At 60.8% G+C, this 18,908-nt stretch carries 18 protein-coding genes; 8 read left to right on the forward strand and 10 right to left on the reverse strand.

What is annotated here, in order from left to right; all coding sequences use genetic code 11:
- Window positions 1-138 precede the first annotated feature (138 nt).
- From DKK66_RS01970 to DKK66_RS01980, 3 genes are read left to right on the forward strand one after another with little or no spacing between them, the layout of a single operon-like run.
- Window positions 139-1,539 (forward strand): MATE family efflux transporter, encoded by a 1,401-nt coding sequence (locus DKK66_RS01970; protein WP_131355087.1) that lies wholly within the window; start codon window positions 139-141, stop codon window positions 1,537-1,539.
- 2 nt (window positions 1,540-1,541) lie between these two features.
- Window positions 1,542-2,567: a UDP-N-acetylmuramate dehydrogenase gene (gene murB / locus DKK66_RS01975; RefSeq protein WP_131360805.1), complete on the forward strand. Its 1,026-nt coding sequence runs from the start codon at window positions 1,542-1,544 to the stop codon at window positions 2,565-2,567.
- Between the two features lie 27 nt (window positions 2,568-2,594).
- Window positions 2,595-3,218 (forward strand): HAD family hydrolase, encoded by a 624-nt coding sequence (locus DKK66_RS01980; protein ID WP_165494091.1) that lies wholly within the window; start codon window positions 2,595-2,597, stop codon window positions 3,216-3,218.
- Window positions 3,219-3,223: 5 nt separating this feature from the next.
- On the opposite strand, the gene DKK66_RS01985 is transcribed toward DKK66_RS01980, so the two are convergent.
- Window positions 3,224-3,604 (reverse strand): MAPEG family protein, encoded by a 381-nt coding sequence (locus DKK66_RS01985; protein WP_131355093.1) that lies wholly within the window; start codon window positions 3,602-3,604, stop codon window positions 3,224-3,226.
- 45 nt (window positions 3,605-3,649) lie between these two features.
- Complete coding sequence (locus tag DKK66_RS01990; protein ID WP_131355096.1) at window positions 3,650-4,321, reverse strand: energy-coupling factor ABC transporter permease; 672 nt, start codon at window positions 4,319-4,321, stop codon at window positions 3,650-3,652.
- A 108-nt stretch (window positions 4,322-4,429) separates the two neighbouring features.
- Between DKK66_RS01990 and nadC the strand changes: the two genes are divergently transcribed.
- Window positions 4,430-5,272 (forward strand): carboxylating nicotinate-nucleotide diphosphorylase, encoded by an 843-nt coding sequence (gene nadC, locus DKK66_RS01995; RefSeq protein ID WP_045847068.1) that lies wholly within the window; start codon window positions 4,430-4,432, stop codon window positions 5,270-5,272.
- A gap of 125 nt (window positions 5,273-5,397) precedes the next feature.
- Entirely contained in the window at window positions 5,398-7,266 is a 1,869-nt protein-coding gene (locus DKK66_RS02000) for a diguanylate cyclase (RefSeq protein ID WP_131355099.1), read from the forward strand.
- 21 nt (window positions 7,267-7,287) lie between these two features.
- Here DKK66_RS02000 and DKK66_RS02005 read toward each other — a convergent pair whose 3' ends face one another.
- The 8 genes from DKK66_RS02005 to DKK66_RS02040 form a co-directional block, all read right to left on the reverse strand.
- On the reverse strand, window positions 7,288-7,911 hold the full coding sequence (locus tag DKK66_RS02005; protein WP_131355102.1) for a CoA pyrophosphatase: 624 nt from the start codon (window positions 7,909-7,911) through the stop codon (window positions 7,288-7,290).
- Between the two features lie 5 nt (window positions 7,912-7,916).
- Window positions 7,917-8,561, reverse strand: a complete 645-nt coding sequence (locus DKK66_RS02010) for a trimeric intracellular cation channel family protein (protein WP_045847067.1) — start codon at window positions 8,559-8,561, stop codon at window positions 7,917-7,919.
- Between the two features lie 90 nt (window positions 8,562-8,651).
- Entirely contained in the window at window positions 8,652-9,908 is a 1,257-nt protein-coding gene (gene rho, locus DKK66_RS02015; protein WP_045847066.1) for a transcription termination factor Rho, read from the reverse strand.
- A gap of 121 nt (window positions 9,909-10,029) precedes the next feature.
- Complete coding sequence (gene trxA / locus DKK66_RS02020; protein ID WP_045847065.1) at window positions 10,030-10,356, reverse strand: thioredoxin TrxA; 327 nt, start codon at window positions 10,354-10,356, stop codon at window positions 10,030-10,032.
- 204 nt (window positions 10,357-10,560) lie between these two features.
- On the reverse strand, window positions 10,561-12,138 hold the full coding sequence (locus DKK66_RS02025; RefSeq protein ID WP_131355105.1) for an ABC transporter ATP-binding protein: 1,578 nt from the start codon (window positions 12,136-12,138) through the stop codon (window positions 10,561-10,563).
- A 1-nt stretch (window position 12,139) separates the two neighbouring features.
- On the reverse strand, window positions 12,140-13,171 hold the full coding sequence (locus DKK66_RS02030) for an ABC transporter permease (RefSeq protein ID WP_131355108.1): 1,032 nt from the start codon (window positions 13,169-13,171) through the stop codon (window positions 12,140-12,142).
- Window positions 13,168-14,217: a microcin C ABC transporter permease YejB gene (locus tag DKK66_RS02035; protein WP_045847062.1), complete on the reverse strand. Its 1,050-nt coding sequence runs from the start codon at window positions 14,215-14,217 to the stop codon at window positions 13,168-13,170. The genes DKK66_RS02030 and DKK66_RS02035 overlap by 4 nt, the downstream gene beginning before the upstream one ends.
- Window positions 14,218-14,219: 2 nt before the next feature.
- Entirely contained in the window at window positions 14,220-16,007 is a 1,788-nt protein-coding gene (locus DKK66_RS02040) for an extracellular solute-binding protein (protein ID WP_131355111.1), read from the reverse strand.
- Window positions 16,008-16,315: 308 nt separating this feature from the next.
- Between DKK66_RS02040 and fabI the strand changes: the two genes are divergently transcribed.
- The 3 genes from fabI (at window position 16,316) to DKK66_RS02055 (ending at window position 18,906) form a co-directional block, all read left to right on the forward strand.
- Window positions 16,316-17,104, forward strand: a complete 789-nt coding sequence (fabI, locus tag DKK66_RS02045) for an enoyl-ACP reductase FabI (RefSeq protein WP_131355114.1) — start codon at window positions 16,316-16,318, stop codon at window positions 17,102-17,104.
- A gap of 180 nt (window positions 17,105-17,284) precedes the next feature.
- Window positions 17,285-18,112: a MoaF C-terminal domain-containing protein gene (locus tag DKK66_RS02050; protein ID WP_131355117.1), complete on the forward strand. Its 828-nt coding sequence runs from the start codon at window positions 17,285-17,287 to the stop codon at window positions 18,110-18,112.
- Window positions 18,113-18,126: 14 nt separating this feature from the next.
- On the forward strand, window positions 18,127-18,906 hold the full coding sequence (locus DKK66_RS02055; RefSeq protein ID WP_131355120.1) for an SDR family oxidoreductase: 780 nt from the start codon (window positions 18,127-18,129) through the stop codon (window positions 18,904-18,906).
- Window positions 18,907-18,908: the final 2 nt, after the last annotated feature.

Genomic DNA, 18,908 nt, shown 5'->3' on the forward strand with positions numbered 1-18,908 from the left:
AGACGTTTGCTCGCCCATTACGGCAGCACAGGCTGAAGCGCGCCAGCACATGGCTGGCGTCGCCATTGCACAAGACAGGCCGGGCAGCGGCTCCTTATAATGGAGCGCTTGCCTACCTTGTCGAATTGATCCGCCTCCATGCTGCAGGAACTCAAAAGCGCTGCGCCCGGTGCCATTACCGGTGAAGCCAGACAGATCGTCCGCCTTGCCTTGCCGATGATGATTGCCCAGGTCGCCCAGGTGGCTACCGGCTTTGTCGATACCGTCATGGCCGGGCGCGTCAGTACTGACGATCTGGCAGCCGTCTCGCTGGGTGCCAGCATTTTCATCACCGTCTATGTGACCCTGATGGGCGTGGTGACGTCGCTCAACCCGGTATTGAGCCATCAGCTGGGCGCTGGAGAGAAAGAACAGATTGGCGAAACCGGCCGCCAGGGCATGTGGTTCGGCCTGTTTGTCGGCCTGCTTGGTGCCGCCGCCATGCTGCTGGCCGAACACCCCTTGCGCCTGTGGCTGCAACTGCCAACCGACGTGGAAGACAAGGTGATGCTGTTCATCACCGGTACTGCCGTGGGCATGCCTGCCGCCATGGTGCACCGTGCCTTGCATGCCTATGCCTCCAGCCTGAACCGCCCCAAGGTGATCATGGTGGTCAGCCTGATTGCACTGGCGCTCAATATCCCGCTCAATTACGCGCTGATTCACGGCCTGTTCGGCCTGCCCAGACTGGGCGGTGCCGGTTGCGGCTGGGCCACCGGCATCGTATTCTGGTTCAACTGCCTGACGCTGCTGGCCTATATCTGCTGGCATCGCCATTTCCGCCCCTACGGCCTGACCAGCCGGATGAGCTGGCCCGACTGGAAGCGCTACGGGGCCTTCCTCAAGCTGGGCCTGCCTATCGGCCTGTCCTTCTTTGTCGAGGTCAGCCTGTTTTCCTTTATCGCCCTGCTGATTGCCAAGCTGGGCATGACGGTGGTGGCCAGCCACCAGTCGGTACTCAATTTTTCCAGCATCATCTACATGCTGCCGCAAAGCATTTCCACCGCCCTCACGGTAAGAGTCGGCCAGCGCGCCGGTGCTGGCGACTACCATCAGGCCCGTTTTGTCGCCGGAGTCGGCCTGCTGGTGGGGCTGGTCACCGCGCTGTGCACCATGTTGCTGGTGCTGTGGCTGCGCAGTGACATCATGGCCATCTACTCGCCCGACCCGAAAGTCATTGCCATGGGTTCCAGCCTGCTGTTGTTTGCGGCGGTGTTCCAGCTGACTGATGCCGCCCAGACCATTGCCTCCGGCGCACTGCGCGGCTACAAGCTGACCACCATTCCCATGGTGATCCACATTACCGCCTTCTGGGGCATAGGACTGGGGCTTGGCATCACGCTGGGCCTCACCGACTGGCTGGTTTCCCCGATGGGCATTTACGGTTTCTGGCTGGCACTGGTCATCAGTCTGAGCATTGCCGCCCTGATGCTGGTGAGCTACCTGGCGCGGGAAAGCCGCCTGCGCCTGCTGCGCCACAACACCCTGCAAGAAAGCTGATGATGACGCTGTGCATTCAATCGCAAGTTTCGCTCAAACCCCATAACACCTTTGGCATGGATGTCAGCGCCGCCCATTTCTGCCAGCTGGACGACCTGGCCCGGCTGCCTGCCCTGCTGGCCGACAAGCACTACCAGCAAGGCCCGGTACTGTGGCTGGGTGGCGGCAGTAATCTTCTGCTGACCCAAGACTACCCCGGCCTGGTAGTCAAACTGGCCCTGCGTGGGATCCGCGTAGTGGAAGACAAGGGAGACAGCCTGCTGGTGGAAGCCGCCGCTGGGGAAAACTGGCATGACTTTGTGCGCTACTGCCTGCAACAAGGCTGGTACGGACTGGAAAACCTCAGCCTGATTCCCGGCACGGTGGGCGCCTGCCCGGTGCAGAATATCGGTGCCTATGGCGTGGAAGTGAAAGACCGCATTGCCCAGGTGGTGTGTGCCGATCTGCAAGCCAATGGCACACCTGTGGTACTGGAGAATACCGACTGCCGCTTTGCCTATCGCGACAGCGTTTTCAAACACGAAGCCGCCGGTCGCCTGCTGGTGACCGCCGTGCGCTTCCAGCTGTCACGCCAGCCGCAACTGAAAACGGCCTATGGCGACATCCAGCAGGAGCTGGACAAACGTGGCATCAGCCAGCCCACGCCGCTGGATGTCAGCGACGTGGTGATGGCCATCCGCGCCAGCAAGCTGCCCAACCCGGCCGAGCTGGGTAATGCCGGCAGCTTCTTCAAGAATCCGGTAATCGGTCAGGCACAGGCCGATGCACTGTTGCAGCGCTTTCCCGCCCTGCCGCATTACCCGGCCGGGCCTGGCATGGTGAAACTGGCAGCAGGCTGGCTGATTGATCAGGCAGGCCTGAAAGGCTACCGCCAGGGCGATGCCGCTGTGCATGATCGCCAGGCGCTGGTACTGGTGAATCACGGCACCGCCAACGGCAGCCAGATGTGGGCACTGGCACGTCATGTGCAGGACACAGTGCGCCAGCGTTATGGCGTGGAACTGGAAGCCGAACCGCTGGTCTTGTAACACCCGGCTTTGATGAAGGAAACAGACATGCAAGCGACACGACACGGCAAGCAGCCGGTGCTGGTTTTCGATCTGGGTGGTGTGCTGGTGGACTGGAACGGCATCGACCCCCTGATGGCCGTGTCGCAAGGGCGTCTGGAACGTGAACAGGCCAGGCAGTTCTGGATGCATACGCCGGAGGTGGCGCTGCTGGATACCGGCCGGGTGACACCGGAGGAGTTTGCCCGGCTGATGGATGAACGGCTGCAATTGGGACTGGGCACTGCGGCCATGCTGCAAGCACTGGACGACTGGCTGCAAGGCCCCTACCCCGGCGTGCGAGAGCTACTGCAACAACTGGGCGCGCACTACCGGCTGGCCGTGCTCAGCAATAACAATGCGCTGCACTGGGGCAAGATCGAGCGCCAGTTCGACATCCTGCCATTGTTCGAAACCTGCTTTGCCTCACACCACCTGGGCTTGCGCAAGCCGGATCTGGTTGTTTACCACCATGTGCAGCAAGCACTGCAGGCGGATGCTGCCGACATCATCTTTTTTGATGACAACATCGAATGCGTGCACAGCGCCACGCAAGCAGGCTGGCAGGCCTGCCACACCGTCGGTTTTGACGCGGTGCGACAGGCGGTACAGGCTCACCGCCTGCTGGACTGAAACATTCAGAACAGCCCGGCAGCGCTGACAAACAGCAGCACCACCACAGCATAACCACCGAGCCAGCACAGCGAACGCAGCGTGGCCTTGTCGCTGATGTAGCACAGGCCATGGCCCAGGCGCAGCAGCACGTATACCACGGCCAGCAAGTCCAGCCGGGCCGCTGGCACCTTCATCATCCAGGCCAGTAACATGGCTGCGGCATAGCTGGGAAAGGCTTCCCAGGCATTTTGCTGTGCCCAGTTGGCACGCTGGCGCCAACCGGTAGCCGCCGCCAGCACCACACGCGGCTGATGGTTGTCATAGGGTGCCCCGGCCTTGGCCAGCGCCGTCCACAACAAAGGCAAAAAAGAAGCCAGCAAGATACTCCACAGTGCAAACGGCATGACAACTCCTTGTAATAGCTCAACATCTCAGGCATTACGCCGACATCACCAGCGCGAATCCCGTCCCAGATAGGCGGCATCATCAAAAGTGCTGACCCAGTGCGGGCGGTACACCACCAGCACGGCCATGGTCAGCCCAGTGGTAAAAGCCTCGGACCAGGACAGCAGAAAGTAAAACGGCAAGGCTTCTTCCAGCAGATAATCCCAGGCATAGACAGCGTGGCCACCCAGCAACAGCATGCCGGCCAATGCACTGCAAAACAGGCTGAGTCCGCCTGCAATGAATGCATTGATGAACACATAGACAAACAACTGGGCAGGCAACTTGCGCCGTGCCAGCTGCAACAGGCCTGCCGTTACCGCAACCGGCACCGCCGCATCGCACAGCCAGTCCAGCCCCAGCGCCAGCCAGTCGCCATGGCCACCCGCCGCCAGCGCCAGTAACAATACGGCGAGGCCCAGCATGGCCAGCCAGGGGCCCATCAGCAAGGTCAGCACCGTTGCTCCCAGCATGTGGAAGGACAGGCCCGGCTTGAGCCCGCCACGCATCAGCCACAAGCCCAGCAAAACCACCACCGCGCCCAGCCAGGCATTGCTGGCACTGGCATCCAGCGTGCGCAATTTAACGCGGCTGGCGGCAAAGCCCAGCACCATGCCGGCGGCAACCATGGCGGCATAAAGCAGCCAGGTGGGAAACAGTACAGCAGGCAAATCCATGAATTCTCCAGCCTGACAGTGTGCTGCGCATGATACCACCACCACGATAAGCACCACAGTCAGGCCATGGCTGGGTACAATAACGCTTTTTTACGCCTGAGTTCCGTCATGAGCAAACAGCCAGCCAACCATCTTATTGCCCAACAAGTCAGCATAGCGCTGGCCGAGGATATTGGTCAGGCCGACTGGACCGCCCAGCTGATTGACCGGACCGCGGAAAGCAGCGCTACCGTGTTGCTGCGTGAAGATGCCGTGATTTGCGGCAAAGCCTGGTTCGAGGAATGCTTTCGCCAGGTAGACGAGCGTTGCAGCGTGCTGTGGCAGGTACGCGAAGGCCGCAAGGTGGCGGCCGGTACCGTACTGTGCGAAATCAGCGGCCCGGCACGCGCGCTGCTTACCGCTGAACGTTCCGCCCTGAATTTCCTGCAAACCCTGTCTGCCGTTGCCACCCAGACCCGCCGTTATGTGGATGTGGTGGCCGGTACCCGCGCCCGCATCCTGGACACCCGCAAGACCTTGCCTGGCCTGCGCCTGGCGCAGAAGTACGCGGTGACCGTGGGCGGGGGCGACAATCAGCGCATCGGTTTGTACGATGGCATCCTGATCAAGGAAAACCACATCATGGCGGCCGGTGGCATTGCCCAGGCACTGGAACAGGCCTTCCGCATCATTCCGCCCGGCGTTTCCTTGCAGATTGAAGTGGAAAACCTGGACGAGCTGCAACAGGCGCTGGACGCCGGTGCCAAGCTTGTCCTGCTGGACAACATGTCGCTGGATGACATGCGTCGCGCGGTGGAATTGAGCGCGGGCAAGGCCTTGCTGGAAGCCTCCGGCGGTGTGGACATGGACACCGTCCGTGCCATTGCCGAAACCGGTGTCGACCGCATTTCCATCGGCAAGCTGACCAAGGACATCCAGGCCATCGACCTGTCCATGCGCTTCGCCGTCTAGCCCGGCTGCAAGGGACAATGCACGGACCGCAGTCCGACATTGTCCTTTTGTCGTTTTAAGGGATATACCAAATAAGACAGCCTGCCGCTTGCAGGCTCCATCACCTTGCCAGGGAAACCGCACTCTTGCCCACGCTCTTCCACGACAAGGGCAGACTAGCCAAATGGCTGGCTGCCATCTTTCTGCTCAGCACCCTGCTGGTGGTCGTTCTCGACCTGGCAGGCACGCGGCAGCAAGGGGAAAGCGAAGCGCGCAACCAGGCTGCGGGCTTGTCACAGCTGCTGGAAGAGCGCCTGTCATCCGGCCTGCGCGAAACCAACCTGATCCTGAAAAGCGCCAGCGACAGCAATCTGGTGCAGATGCTGCTGAACAAACACATGCTCAGTGCAGAACAGGAACAGCGCATCGACCTGCTGCTGCAGGGCAAACTGCGCCAGATGCCGCAACTCAAGCAGATCGACATCCTGGATAGCGCCTGTTACGTGCTGTACTCCACGCAGCACAACAATGCCGCCTCGCAGCTGAAAACCGATTATTGTCGCTGGTATCACCGCAATGGCAATCAGGATGGCAGCTTTACCTCCACCCGGCAGGACCATGGCCAGGATGGCATTGTGCTGGTGCAAAAGCTGCTGAACCAGGACGATGAGGCGGTAGGCATGGTGGTGGGCATTCTGGACCGTCACTTCTTCCAGACCGAAGTTGCCAAGCTGCCGGTAGGCCGCTTTGGCGAAATCCTGGTGCTGGACCAGCGCCAGGTGCTGCAAGCCAGCTGGCCGGCGCAGAAGGCGCATTCCGAGCAGCCGCTGAACGAACTGCAAAGCACCGATGTGCTGGAACGCCACGACAATTACCTGCAGTTCCGTGCCAGTTCGATTCTGGATCAGGAAGTCCGCCTGTACAGCTCACGCCTGATGGAAGGCTTCCCTTTCCGCGTGGTGGTAGGCATCGCCGAGCGAGACTTCACCCGCGCTTACCATGACAAGGCAACGCTGGCGATACTGGCCTGGCTGTTCACCGCCGCGCTGACCCTGATCACGCTGCGCAGCCATCTGGCCAGCATCCGGCAGAACCGCTTATTGTCCGCCAGTGCTGCCCGCATCCGCGAAAGCGAGGAACTGGCAAGGCTCACGCTGGATACCGCACCGGTGGCCCTGATTCTGGTCGCGACACAAACCATGCGCATCCTGCGTGCCAATGCCCCGGCGCGCGACATGTTGCAGATTCCCCCTGCCCCGCTGCGTCATGATGGCCAGCCCGCACTGCTGGATCTGCCCTTGCATCTGGAGCCGGTCAATGAATGGCTGCGCAACGGCGAAGCGGTAGCCAACCGGGAAACCGAGCTGCAACGCGAAGACCAAAGCAGTTTCTGGGCGATTGTGTCGGTGGAACTGATGCCGCATCAGCAGATTCCGGCCGCGCTGATTGCCCTGTATGACATTTCCCAGCGCAAGGCACTGGAAAACGAGCTGGAAGAAAAGAACCGCCTGCTCAATGAAATGGCCATCACCGACCCGCTCACCCGGCTGTGCAACCGCCGTCATGCCGACCAGACCTTGCGGGAAGAGCTGCAACGTTGCGAACGCTACAGCCAGCCGATGTCAGTGGCGGTATTCGATATCGACCATTTCAAGCAGTTCAATGACCGCTTTGGCCATCAGGCCGGTGACAATGTGCTGCTGGCGGTGGCCAATGCGCTGATCGACTGCACGCGCAGCATGGACGTGTGTGCCCGTATTGGTGGCGAAGAATTCCTGGTGATTTTCCCCTGCACCCGCTTGCGCGATGCAGAAAAAGTGATGGCGCGGGTGCAGCAGGTATTGGCCGGCACGGTATTCCCGTTCACCGATGAAAAAGTCACCTTCAGTGGCGGCATTACCGACTGGCGACCGGGAGACAGCCCGTCGGGCATGCTCAGCCGTGCCGACAAGCTGCTGTACGAAGCCAAGATGGCCGGTCGCGACCTGATGCTCAGCGACGGCAACCCGGAATGAGCGATTGCCGGGTCAGCAGCATCAGCGCTGGCCTGCTTCACCGTGCTGGCCCAGTGCCTGTGCCAGCAGGCGCAGCATGGCGGCGGTAGCGCCCCAGATGGTGTACTGCTGCCACTGCATGGCCAGATACTGACCACGCACACCGTCACGTTCGTAACTGTGCCGCTCGTACTGACGCCCATCCAGCGCCAGCGCCAGTGGCACCTCGAACACCTCCGCCACTTCACCAGGCTCCGGTCGCAACTGCAAGGGCGGTTGCAGCATGGCCACCACCGGCGTCACGACAAAATCGGTGATGGTGACGTACTGCGGCAGCGTACCCAGCACCGTCACGCCCTCGGCCGCCAGGCCAATTTCCTCCTGTGCTTCACGCAAGGCCGCGGCAATCACCGAGCTGTCCTCGGCATCCACCTTGCCGCCCGGAAAGCTCACCTGCCCGGCATGGGTGGACAGCGACTCCGTCCGCCGCGTGAGCAACACGGTAGGACCGCTGTCATGCCACACCAGCGGCACCAGCACCGCCGCCGGACGCTGTTTCGCCCCGGCCACACGCCAGGGAATGTCCCCGGCACGTCCATCAAACTCGAACCCTGCCAGACGCTGGCGTATCCAGGCCTGGGCCTCCACCATTTCAGCCGGCCACATGGCTGTCATCCTTGTTTTGATTGCGGGCCAATCTTGGGCAGGGCCAGCTCGCTCCAGTGTGCAAACAGGCGAATGGCCAGGCCAAGCACAAACAGCAACTGCAACATCCAGCTGGTGACCCAGGTCAACTGGTCCAGCACAAACAAGCCACCAGCTACCAGTATGGACACCGTGCCGTAAAAATCCTTGTGCAGGATGAAGGGAATGTCATTCACCATCATGTCACGCACCACACCGCCACCCACCGCGGTAATGAAACCCAGCAACACCACGCCAAAGGCGTTCAGGTCGTACATCAGGCCTACCTGTGCCCCGGTAATGCTGAAGGCAACCAGGCCGAGCGAATCGGCAATGATGAACAGGCGGTCCAGCGTACGGCTTTGCCGTCGGTGCAAACGCAGCAAGACCGACAACAACAGGGTGGCGGCGATGATGGCGAGGCTGCTGTAATTGAAGAACACCAGCGGCACCCTTGCCACCAGTACATCACGCAAAATGCCGCCACCGATGGCGGTCAGCAGGGCCACCACCACGATGCCCAGCAAATCCAGCTGCTTGCGCACGCCGATCAGATAACCGGAAAAGGCAAAAGCAACGGTGCCGATGGCGGAGAACAACTCCATCTGGAAAAAACGGCTACTGAATTCCATCTGCAAGCAATACCATGAAAAACGCCAGACCTGCTCAGGTCCGGCGTCGGGTTCATTCATCATTTCCCAGGCGGGAAAACCGCGTCAGGTTTAGCGACGCATGGAGTCGAAGAAGGCCAGGTTGGACTTGGTGGCCTTGATCTTGTCCTGCAGGAATTCCATCGCCTCGATGTCATCCATCGGGTACAACAGTTTGCGCAGCACCCAGATGCGTTGCAGCTGGTCTTGCGGCACCAGCAGCTCTTCACGACGGGTGCCGGAGCGGTTGATGTTCAGTGCCGGGAAAATGCGTTTTTCCGCCATGCGACGTTCCAGATGGATTTCGCAGTTGCCGGTACCCTTGAATTCTTCGTAGATCACATCGTCCATGCGGCTGCCGGTATCGATCAGCGCGGTGGCGATGATGGTCAGGCTGCCGCCCTCTTCCACATTACGCGCGGCACCGAAGAAGCGCTTGGGGCGCTGCAGGGCGTTGGCATCCACACCACCGGTCAGCACCTTGCCCGAAGCAGGTACCACGGTGTTGTAGGCGCGTGCCAGACGGGTGATGGAGTCCAGCAGGATGACCACGTCCTTCTTGTGCTCGACCAGACGCTTGGCCTTTTCGATCACCATTTCGGCAACCTGCACGTGGCGGGTGGCCGGCTCGTCGAAGGTGGAGGAGACAACCTCGCCCTTCACCGAGCGTTGCATTTCGGTCACTTCTTCCGGACGCTCGTCAATCAGCAGCACAATCATCACCGCTTCCGGATGATTGGCAGTGATGGCGTGGGCAATGTGTTGCAGCATCACGGTTTTACCGGATTTCGGCGGAGCCACCAGCAGGGCGCGCTGGCCTTTGCCGATGGGCGAAATCAGGTCGATGATGCGGCCGGTGATGTTTTCCTCGGCGCGGATATCGCGCTCCAGCTTGAACTGTTCGGTCGGGAACAGCGGCGTGAGGTTTTCAAACAGGATCTTGTGCTTGGAATTCTCCGGCGGCTCGCCGTTGACCTTGTCCACCTTCACCAGTGCGAAATAGCGCTCGCCGTCCTTGGGGGTACGGATTTCGCCTTCGATCGAGTCACCGGTATGCAGATTGAAACGGCGGATCTGCGACGGGCTGACGTAGATGTCATCCGGGCCGGCCAGATACGAGGTATCCGGGCTGCGCAAGAATCCGAAGCCGTCCGGCAGCACTTCCAGGGTGCCCTCGCCGAAGATGCTTTCGCCTTTTTTGGCCTGGTTTTTCAGAAGCGCAAAGATGAGGTCTTGTTTGCGCAGGCGGTTCGCGCCCTCGATCTCGTTGGAAATAGCCATTTCCACGAGCTGGGATACATGAAGGTGTTTGAGGTCAGATAAATGCATAGCGGCCGTTGGTCGACTCGTAAAGATTGAGCAGAACGCTGTTTGTGAGGTGTGGGTGCAGACAAGAGACAGGCGGCTGATGTGCCGCCTGCTTGAAGAAATTCAGCTGAGGATAGACGCTTTAGATGTGACTGTCAATGAAGGCGGCCAGCTGGCTCTTGGCCAGTGCACCTACCTTGGTGGCGGCAACCTGGCCGTCCTTGAAGATCATCAGGGTCGGGATGCCGCGGATGCCGAATTTCGGCGGGGTCAGTTCGTTCTGGTCGATGTTCAGCTTGGCAACTTTCAGGCGACCGGCGTATTCCTTGGCCACTTCGTCCAGGATGGGGGCGATCATCTTGCAAGGACCGCACCATTCAGCCCAGTAGTCGACCAGAACCGGCACATCGGCCTTCAGGACGTCTTGTTCAAAGGAGTCGTCGGTTACGTGCAGGATAAGATCGCTCATGGCTTCCTCTAGTATTCGGGGTGGTTTGCAGTATCGATAGCCGTTGATGGTAACAATTGACTGAGCGTGGAGCAACCGCCGTCTGGTGGCGGCAGCGGCAGAATCCGCCCACTGTCGCCCGGCCGGGCGCAGCGTGCGGCACATCAGGAAATGCGTGCAAAAATCCGGCTGGTCAACTGACAATGGGAGCGGACCCCGCCATTTTCAAGTCGTCGGCAAGGCTGCCGCCAGCAATTGGCGGGTATAGGGCTGCTGCGGGCTGGCAAATACCCGGGCGGTGGGGCCCTGCTCCACCACCTTGCCCGCCTGCAGCACCAGCACCTGATGGGCGATGGCACGGATGACCGCCAGGTCGTGACTGATGAACAGATAGCTCAGGCCGTACTTGCGCTGCAGGCTGCGCAACAGTTGCAGCACCTGCTTTTGCAAGGTGGCATCCAGTGCACTGGTAGGCTCGTCCAGCAGGATCAGTCGCGGCTTGAGGATCAGCGCGCGGGCAATGGCAATGCGCTGGCGCTGCCCGCCGGAAAACTCGTGCGGATAGCGTTCCATCATTTCGTGATGCAGGCCAACCTCGGTCAGGGTGGCTACCACCTGCTGGCGTACCTGCGCGACACTTAAGCCCGGCTGGTGCAAGGCCAGGCCCTCCGCGACGATCTGCCCCACCGTCATGCGTGGCGACAGCGAGGAAAACGGGTCCTGGAACACCACCTGGAAATCCTTGCGGGCACGGCGCAGCTTGCCGCCATGCAAGGCATGCAGTGCCAGATCATCCAGCCGGATTTCCCCCTCGCAGGGCAGCAGGCGCAGCAGGGCAAGGCCCAGCGATGTCTTGCCGGAGCCGGACTCACCAACGATGCCCAGCGTCTGCCCCGGCGGCACCTGCAGCGAGACATCCTGCAATACGACGCGATTACGCTTGCGCAACCAGCCACCGGCCACCGGATAGCTCACCTTGATGGCGCTGGCTTGCAGCCGTGGCCGGGTGTCAGCTGAGGGCGCGGCATCGTCCTCCAGCTTGTCGGGGCGGCTGGCCAGCAGCTCGGCGGTGTAAGGATGGGCCGGATGGCTGAACACCTGCGCCACCTTGCCGCTTTCCACCACCAGTCCGCCACGCATCACGATGACCTTGTCGGCAAAGCGCCGTACCAGATTGAGGTCGTGGGTGATGAACAGCACCGCCATGCCCATCTCCTGCTGCAATTCATCCAGCAATTGCAGGATTTGCGCCTGCACCGTCACATCCAGCGCGGTGGTGGGTTCATCGGCAATCAACAGACGTGGCTTGCAGGCCAGCGCCATGGCAATCATCGCGCGCTGGCGCTGACCACCGGACAGCTGGAAAGGATAGCTGTCGATTTTCTCGGCGGCATCCTGGATACCGGTACGCAGCAACAGGCGAATGGCCTCGGCCCGCGCTTCACGGGCATTCAGTCCCAGATGCAGGGTCAGGGTTTCGCCAATTTGCCGGCCAATGGTGAACAGCGGGTTGAGCGCATGCATGGGTTCCTGAAAAATCATGGCGATGTCGCGGCCACGGATCTGCCGCAGGCGCTTCTCGCCCACGCCCAGCAGTTCTTCTCCGGCCAGGCGGATGGAGCCTGCAAGCCGCACATCCGGGTTCAACTGCAACAGCGCCTGGGCAGTGACGGTCTTGCCGGAGCCGGATTCACCCACCAGCGCCACTTTTTCGCCCGCGGCCACACTGAAACCGACCGAGGACAGGACTTGCTGCCGGCCAAAGTGGGCATTGAGCGCAGCAACGGTCAACAGGGTTTCCATCTCAGCCTTTCCGGGTATCCAGCGCGGCACGCAGGCCTTCGCCAATGAATATCAGCAATAACAGGGTGACGGTCAGCACCACAAAGGTGGGCAGCGCAATCCACCAGGCATCCAGATTATCCTTGCCCTGTGCCAGCAGCTCGCCCAGGCTGGGCGTGGACGATGGCACGCCAAGGCCGAGAAAATCCAGGCTGGTGAGCGCCAGAATCGCCCCGCTCACCCGGAATGGCAGGAAGGCCAGCACCGGCGTCAGGCTGTTGGGCAGCACGTGTCGCCACATGATCTGCCAGCTGTTCAGCCCGCTGGCGCGCGCGGCCAGAACGTAGTCCATCTGCCGGTTGCGCAGGAATTCTGCCCGCACGTAATCGGCCAGGCCCATCCAGCCAAACAGCGTGAGCAACAGCAACAGCAGCCACAGACTGGGGTTGAACAAGGACGCCAGGATGATCAGCAAATACAGCTCGGGCAGGCTGCCCCAGATTTCCAGCACACGCTGCAGCAGCAGGTCGAATTTGCCACCGAAAAAGCCTTGCAGTGCGCCAAACAATACCCCCAGCAGGGTGCCGGACACGGTAAGCGCCAGCGCAAACAGCACCGACACCCTGAAACCGTAGATCAGCCGTGCCAGCACATCACGCCCGCGGTCATCGGTGCCCAGCACATTGTCGTTGGACGGCGCGGCCGGATTGGGATTGTCGGCAAAGTAGTTCACCGTGTTGTAGCTGTAGGGGTTGGGCGCATAAATGGCGAAATTGCCCGGCCGGGCAAACTGATCCTGGATGAAGGGGTCCAGATAATCGGTTGCGGTATCGAAATCGCCACCAAAGGCGGTTTCCTGATAATCGAACAGCACCGGGAAATACAGCTGGTCGTGATAACGCACCACCAGCGGCCGGTCGTTGGACAGCAGCTCCGCCCCCAGCGACAGGACAAAAAACAGCAAGAACAGCCACAGGCTGTAAAAGCCGCGCTTGTGCTGGCAAAAGCGTCGCCAGGCGCGCTGGGACGGCGTCAGGCTGGGTGCGTGGCTCATCGCTCCCCTCCGTCAAAACTGACGCGCGGGTCCACCAGCACATAGCTCAGATCGGACAAGAGCTTGGCCACCAGCCCCAGCAGGGTGAACACATACAGGCTGCCCATCACCACCGGGTAATCGCGTCGCATCACGGACTCGTAGGACAGCAGACCCAGTCCGTCCAGCGAAAACAGGGTTTCAATCAGCAGGCTGCCAGTGAAAAAAGCACCGATGAAGGCGGCCGGGAAACCGGTAATCAGCGGAATCAGCGCATTGCGAAACACATGGCGGTACAGGATGGCCCGCTCCGACAAGCCCTTGGCGCGCGCGGTGTACACATACTGACGGCGGATTTCCTCCAGAAACACATTCTTGGTGAGCATGGTCATCACCGCCAGATTCCCCACCACCGAGGCTGTCACCGGCAACACGATGTGCCACAGATAATCCAGCACCTTGTCGATAAGGCTCAGGCTGTCCCAGTTGTCGCTCACCAGCCCGCGCAGCGGAAACAGCTGCCAGAAGCTGCCGCCACCAAACAACACCAGCAGGGCCACCCCCAGCACAAAACCCGGAATGGCATAACCCAGCAAAATCACCGTGCTGCTGGCCAGATCGAACAGGCTGCCGTCACGCACCGCCTTGGCAATGCCCAGCGGAATGCACAGCAGATAGGTGATGAAGAAGGTCCACAGACCGATGCTCATCGACACCGGCAGCTTGGACAGGATCAGCTGCGCCACCGACTGGTGATGGAAAAAGCTCTCGCCGAGATCGAAACGGGCAAAACCGGCCAGCATGTGGCCGAAACGCTGCAAGGGCGGCTGATCGAAGCCATACAGCTTTTGCAGTGCCTGCAACTCTTCCGGCTGCAAGCCGCCACGGCTCTTGAACACGCTGCTGGTGGCCGTGGTTTCACCGGCCACGCCACCATGGCTCAGTTGCTGCACCATCTGCTCCACTGGCCCACCCGGCACAAACTGGATGATGGCAAAGGTGAGCGCCAGCACGCCGATCAGCGTGGGAATCATCAGCAACAGCCGTTTCAGGATATAGCGCCACATGCTTATTTTTTCTCCCACCAGGTTTCGATGGCCCACGTGGTCGGGCTGTAATACAGCGGCAGCCTGGCCGGTTGACCAAAGCGGTTCCACCAGGCCATGCGGTGATACGGCAGATTCCAGTTGGGCACCAGGTAATAGCCGGCACGCAGCACGCGGTCCAGTGCATGGCTGGCGGCAAGCAGCTGCTGCCGGCTGGCAAAGTGCTGGAATTGCGGCAGCAAGGCCTCCACTGCGGGGTCGCACAGCCCGGCCCAGTTTTGCGAGCCGGGTGTCTGTGCCGCCTGGCAGCTGTGGAAGTCCAGCTGTTCGTTGCCCGGACTGTTGCTGGCGCCGTACACCACCACCGTCATGTCGTAGTCAAAATCATTCAGCCGCCGCTGGTAGATGGCCGGGTCAACCACCCGCACGGTCAGGGTGATTCCCAGCTTGGCCAGGTTCTGCTGCCAGCCGCTGGCCACCCGGTCGTATACCTTGGAATAGGTCAGAAATTCGATGCGCAACGGGCGGCCCATGTGATCCACCAGCTTGCCGCCCTCATAGCGCCAGCCTGCCTCGAACAGCAGCTGACGCGCCTCGCGCAGATTGCGGCGGATGCCATAACGTCCGTCGGTGAAGGGAGGTTCCACCGGCAGGCCGAATACTGCCGGGTCCAGCTTTTCGCGCAGCGGTTCAAGCAGCTTCAGTTCATCCGGCTCCGGCAGCCCGCTGGCAGCCAGCTCGCTATTGGTGAAAAAGCTGTTGCTGCGGCGGTACTGGCCATAAAACAGGTTGCGATTGGCCCATTCGAAGTCAAAGGCCAGACTGATGGCCTGGCGCAGGCGTTTGTCGGCAAACTGTGGCCGCCGCAGATTGAACACAAAGCCCTGCATGCCGGCAGAGCGCTGATGCGGCAGCACTTTCTTGACGATGCGGCCATCGTCGAACTTGGGGCCGATATAGCCACGCGCCCACTGCTTGGCCATGTTTTCGGCCGAAACATCAAACTCGCCGGCCTTGAAGGCCTCCAGCCGGGCGGTTTCATCCTGGTAATAGCGGTAGCCGACTTCGTCAAAATTGAACATGCCGCGCCGCACCGGCAGATTGGCCGCCCAATAGTGCGGATTGCGCTGAAAACGGATGTTCTTGCCCAGCTGGTATTGGCTCAGCACATAGGGGCCGGAGCCGACTGGCGGCACAAGCACCATGTCGGCCAGCGTCTTGCCCGCAGGAATCCACTGCCGGGAAAACACCGGCAACTGGCACAGAATCATGTGCAGTTCGGAATTCTTGCGCTTGAAATCAAAACGCACGGTGTTGGCATCCAGCGCTACTGCTTGCTTCACATCCGCCCAGTACAGCCGGTACAGGGGAGCGGCGCTGCGGTCGCGGGTGAGGGTATTGAAGGAAGCCACCACATCGGGGGCCTGCACCGGCTGGCCGTTGGCAAAACGGGCCTGTGCATTCAGATGAAAACGCACGGACAGCCTGTCTGGTGCCAGCTGCATGTCGTCCGCCAGCAAGCCATAACAGCTGTAAGGTTCGTCCTCGCTATTCACCCCCAGGGTATCCAGCGTCAGGGCTTCTACCCCATCGGCCTTGTCGCCCTTGAGCGAGAAGGGGTTGAGCGTGTCAAAACTGCCTTGTGCCGGCAAAACCAGCCGCCCGCCCTTGGGCGCAGACGGATTGACGTAGTCAAAATGTGTAAAGCCTGCCGCATATTTCGGCACATAGCCCAGCGCCTGAGACGGCGCAGCCATGCTGCTGCACGCCCACAGCAGCAGCATCACCCCCAAGCAATGTAAGTGTTTCATCTTGTTGTACGGCTTACGAATTGATCATGACTAGCTTATCATTATGGCTTTTATCCCTGTCCGGACAGGCCGGTGCCGTGCATCAGCTGCCGCAGTGACAGGATTTTAAGATTCATCGTGGCTAGAATAGCCTGTTTCAGCATGGTGACGGAATGTAGTCTGATTCCGATTTACTGCTTGTTACCACGATATAAACCTTTTTCCGAGCACCTGCCGTGTCCTGAAGGCAGGCTGTAGGACAATCCCCACGACAGCGTAGCGCAGGCTTGGGTATAATGCCCCCCTGTTTCTACCAAGAAGGACTCCAAATGGGCTTTCTGCAAGGCAAAAAAATTCTGATTACCGGCATGATCTCCAACCGCTCCATCGCTTACGGCATCGCTCAAGCCTGCCACCGCGAAGGTGCCGAGCTGGCATTCACCTATGTGGTGGACAAGCTGGAAGATCGTGTACGTGAAATGGCCAAGGATTTTGGCAGCGAACTGGTGTTCCGCTGCGATGTACAAAGCGACGATGAAATCAACCAGCTGTTTGTTGACCTGGGCAAACAGTGGGACGGCCTGGACGGCCTGGTACACGCCATTGCTTTCGCCCCGCGCGAATCGCTGGAAGGCGACTTCCTGGACGCACTGAGCCGCGAAGCATTCCAGACCGCACACGATGTATCGTCCTACAGCTTCCCGGCACTGGCCAAGGCTGCCCGCCCGATGATGCAAGGCCGTAACGCTGCCCTGCTGACCCTGTCCTACCTGGGCGCGGTACGTGCCATCCCCAACTACAATGTGATGGGTCTGGCCAAGGCCAGCCTGGAAGCATCGGTACGCTTCATGGCTGCCAGCCTGGGCAAGGACGGCATCCGTGTGAACGGCCTGTCCGCCGGTCCGATCAAGACCCTGGCTGCTGCCGGCATTTCCGGCTTCTCCAAGCTGCTGTCCATTGCTGCCGGCCAATCCTGTCTGCGCCGCAATGTGACCACTGAAGAAGTGGGCAACACCGCTGCCTTCCTGCTGTCGGACCTGTCCTCCGGCATCACCGGCGAAATCACCTATGTGGACGCCGGCTTCAGCATCAACTCGATGAACGTGCCGGACGCCTGATTCCGCGGCTTTCATCGCACATCTCCTCAGCTTTGGTTTACTGACGGGATAAGCATTACAGGGCGCTCTCCTGCCGGGACAGCGCCCTGTTTGCATGCATGGCTCCACCATACGGTGGATGGTTGCCTGGCCAAGCCCACTGCACACTGCGCCCACACCCACCATCATCAGGAGCGCAGCATGAGCAATCAACCCGTTTTCATTCCGGTCGGCGATCTGGCCGATGGCTTTGCCCCGGACAGCCACATCCTGCCTTTCAGCCCGCTACTGCAGGGCCGTCAGCTGCAACTGCACTTTGCCGATGGCAGCCGGGCCCACTTGCAAGTGAATGTCGCAGACTGTCGGCTGACGGCATTGACCGACGGAGAGGCCGCAGGCTTCAGCGGCCAGGGCCGCTACCGCGCCAGCAGCCTGCGTCCCGATATCGTGTTGCTGGATTTCCTGCCGGAAGGGCAGCACGGGCATTCACTCAGCCTGGTACTGGATCTGGCACATGGCCTGTTCACTGCCGTGGCCGGGGTGCTGCCACAGGAGGAAGATGTCGCCCGTTCCGCCTTCAGCCGTGTATTGGCCGGTGAGGCGCTGACCGCCGTGGACTGCCGCTTTGCCCATGGCTGCATCGACCAGCCGGTGACAGCACACAGCGCGCTGCACCACAGCACCGACGAGTTGATCGGCCTGCGCAACCAGTACCGCTACAGCCCCACCGAATGCTACGAACACATCTATCTGAATAGCCACTTCTATACCTGGCAGTGCCTGCAAGGGGTGGAGCAAGGGCTGGCCGATGTGGACCGCTGCCATTACTTCAAGCTGGCAGAGCAGCTTTATCTGTTTGTGTGGCGGGAAAAGATTGTCCCCACGCTGGGCGTGGTGCTGATCGACCTGCAACAGCTGAAAACCGATGGCAAGATCTTCGGCTACCAGGGCAACGACTTTAGCGCGCTGTCCAACTTCCCGGTCGGTGCCATCACGCAGATTCTCAACCACACCAGCCACGCACTGTAAGCCAGAGCACAGCCATGCTGAACTTCGATTTTGCCGGCAAAGTGGTCTTGGTGACCGGCGGCGCACAAGGCATTGGTGCCGCCATCAGCCAGCTGTTTGCCCGCCACGCGGCTACGGTGGTGGTGGCGGATGTGCAGGGAGAAACGGCCCAGTCCACGGCCGCCAGCTTGCGGGCGCAGGGCTTGAGGGCCAGCGCCTGCCAGTGCGATCTGGCCGAGCCGGAACAGGCCACCACACTGGTGGCGCAGGTGCTGGCAGAATATGGCCGGCTGGATGTGCTGATCCACAACGCGGCCTATTTCCCGCTCACTGCGTTTACCGACATCACCCCGTCCTTGTTGCAACGAACGCTGGCGGTGAATCTGCAGGCCTTGTTCTGGCTGAGTCAGGCCGCCCTGCCTGCCATGCGCGCGCAAGGTGGCGGGCGCATGCTGGTGACTTCCTCGGTGACCGGCCCGCGGGTTGCCTATCCGGGGCTGGCACACTATGCCGCTTCCAAGGCAGGGGTCAATGGCTTCATCCGCGCCGCCGCGCTGGAACTGGCGGGCGATGGCATCACCGTCAACGGCGTGGAGCCGGGCATGATCCGCACCCCGGCCATGGATAATCTGGGCGATGACAAGCTGAATGCCGCCATCGCCCGCAACATTCCACTGGGACGACTGGGCGAGCCGATGGACATTGCCGCCACCATGCTGTTTCTGGCCTCGGATGCCGCAGCCTACATCACCGGGCAGACCATCATCGTGGACGGCGGTGCCACCTTGCCGGAAAGCACGGCGGCATTGCACTGAAA

The organism is Aquitalea sp. USM4 (assembly GCF_004328945.1).
Lineage (GTDB): Bacteria > Pseudomonadota > Gammaproteobacteria > Burkholderiales > Chromobacteriaceae > Aquitalea > Aquitalea pelogenes.

Excerpts from the sequence above, each read along its gene's own strand:
- DKK66_RS02010 (WP_045847067.1), bottom strand. The coding sequence starts at position 8,561 with ATGGAATTCAGTAGCCGTTTTTTCCAGATGGAGTTGTTCTCCGCCATC.
- DKK66_RS02030 (WP_131355108.1), bottom strand. The coding sequence starts at position 13,171 with ATGAGCCACGCACCCAGCCTGACGCCGTCCCAGCGCGCCTGGCGACGC.
- murB (WP_131360805.1), top strand. The coding sequence starts at position 1,542 with ATGACGCTGTGCATTCAATCGCAAGTTTCGCTCAAACCCCATAACACC.
- DKK66_RS02005 (WP_131355102.1), bottom strand. The coding sequence starts at position 7,911 with ATGTGGCCGGCTGAAATGGTGGAGGCCCAGGCCTGGATACGCCAGCGT.
- DKK66_RS01980 (WP_165494091.1), top strand. The coding sequence starts at position 2,595 with ATGCAAGCGACACGACACGGCAAGCAGCCGGTGCTGGTTTTCGATCTG.
- DKK66_RS02040 (WP_131355111.1), bottom strand. The coding sequence starts at position 16,007 with ATGAAACACTTACATTGCTTGGGGGTGATGCTGCTGCTGTGGGCGTGC.
- DKK66_RS01990 (WP_131355096.1), bottom strand. The coding sequence starts at position 4,321 with ATGGATTTGCCTGCTGTACTGTTTCCCACCTGGCTGCTTTATGCCGCC.
- DKK66_RS02025 (WP_131355105.1), bottom strand. The coding sequence starts at position 12,138 with ATGGAAACCCTGTTGACCGTTGCTGCGCTCAATGCCCACTTTGGCCGG.
- fabI (WP_131355114.1), top strand. The coding sequence starts at position 16,316 with ATGGGCTTTCTGCAAGGCAAAAAAATTCTGATTACCGGCATGATCTCC.
- DKK66_RS02055 (WP_131355120.1), top strand. The coding sequence starts at position 18,127 with ATGCTGAACTTCGATTTTGCCGGCAAAGTGGTCTTGGTGACCGGCGGC.
- DKK66_RS02035 (WP_045847062.1), bottom strand. The coding sequence starts at position 14,217 with ATGTGGCGCTATATCCTGAAACGGCTGTTGCTGATGATTCCCACGCTG.
- DKK66_RS01985 (WP_131355093.1), bottom strand. The coding sequence starts at position 3,604 with ATGCCGTTTGCACTGTGGAGTATCTTGCTGGCTTCTTTTTTGCCTTTG.
- trxA (WP_045847065.1), bottom strand. The coding sequence starts at position 10,356 with ATGAGCGATCTTATCCTGCACGTAACCGACGACTCCTTTGAACAAGAC.
- DKK66_RS02050 (WP_131355117.1), top strand. The coding sequence starts at position 17,285 with ATGAGCAATCAACCCGTTTTCATTCCGGTCGGCGATCTGGCCGATGGC.
- rho (WP_045847066.1), bottom strand. The coding sequence starts at position 9,908 with ATGCATTTATCTGACCTCAAACACCTTCATGTATCCCAGCTCGTGGAA.
- nadC (WP_045847068.1), top strand. The coding sequence starts at position 4,430 with ATGAGCAAACAGCCAGCCAACCATCTTATTGCCCAACAAGTCAGCATA.
- DKK66_RS01970 (WP_131355087.1), top strand. The coding sequence starts at position 139 with ATGCTGCAGGAACTCAAAAGCGCTGCGCCCGGTGCCATTACCGGTGAA.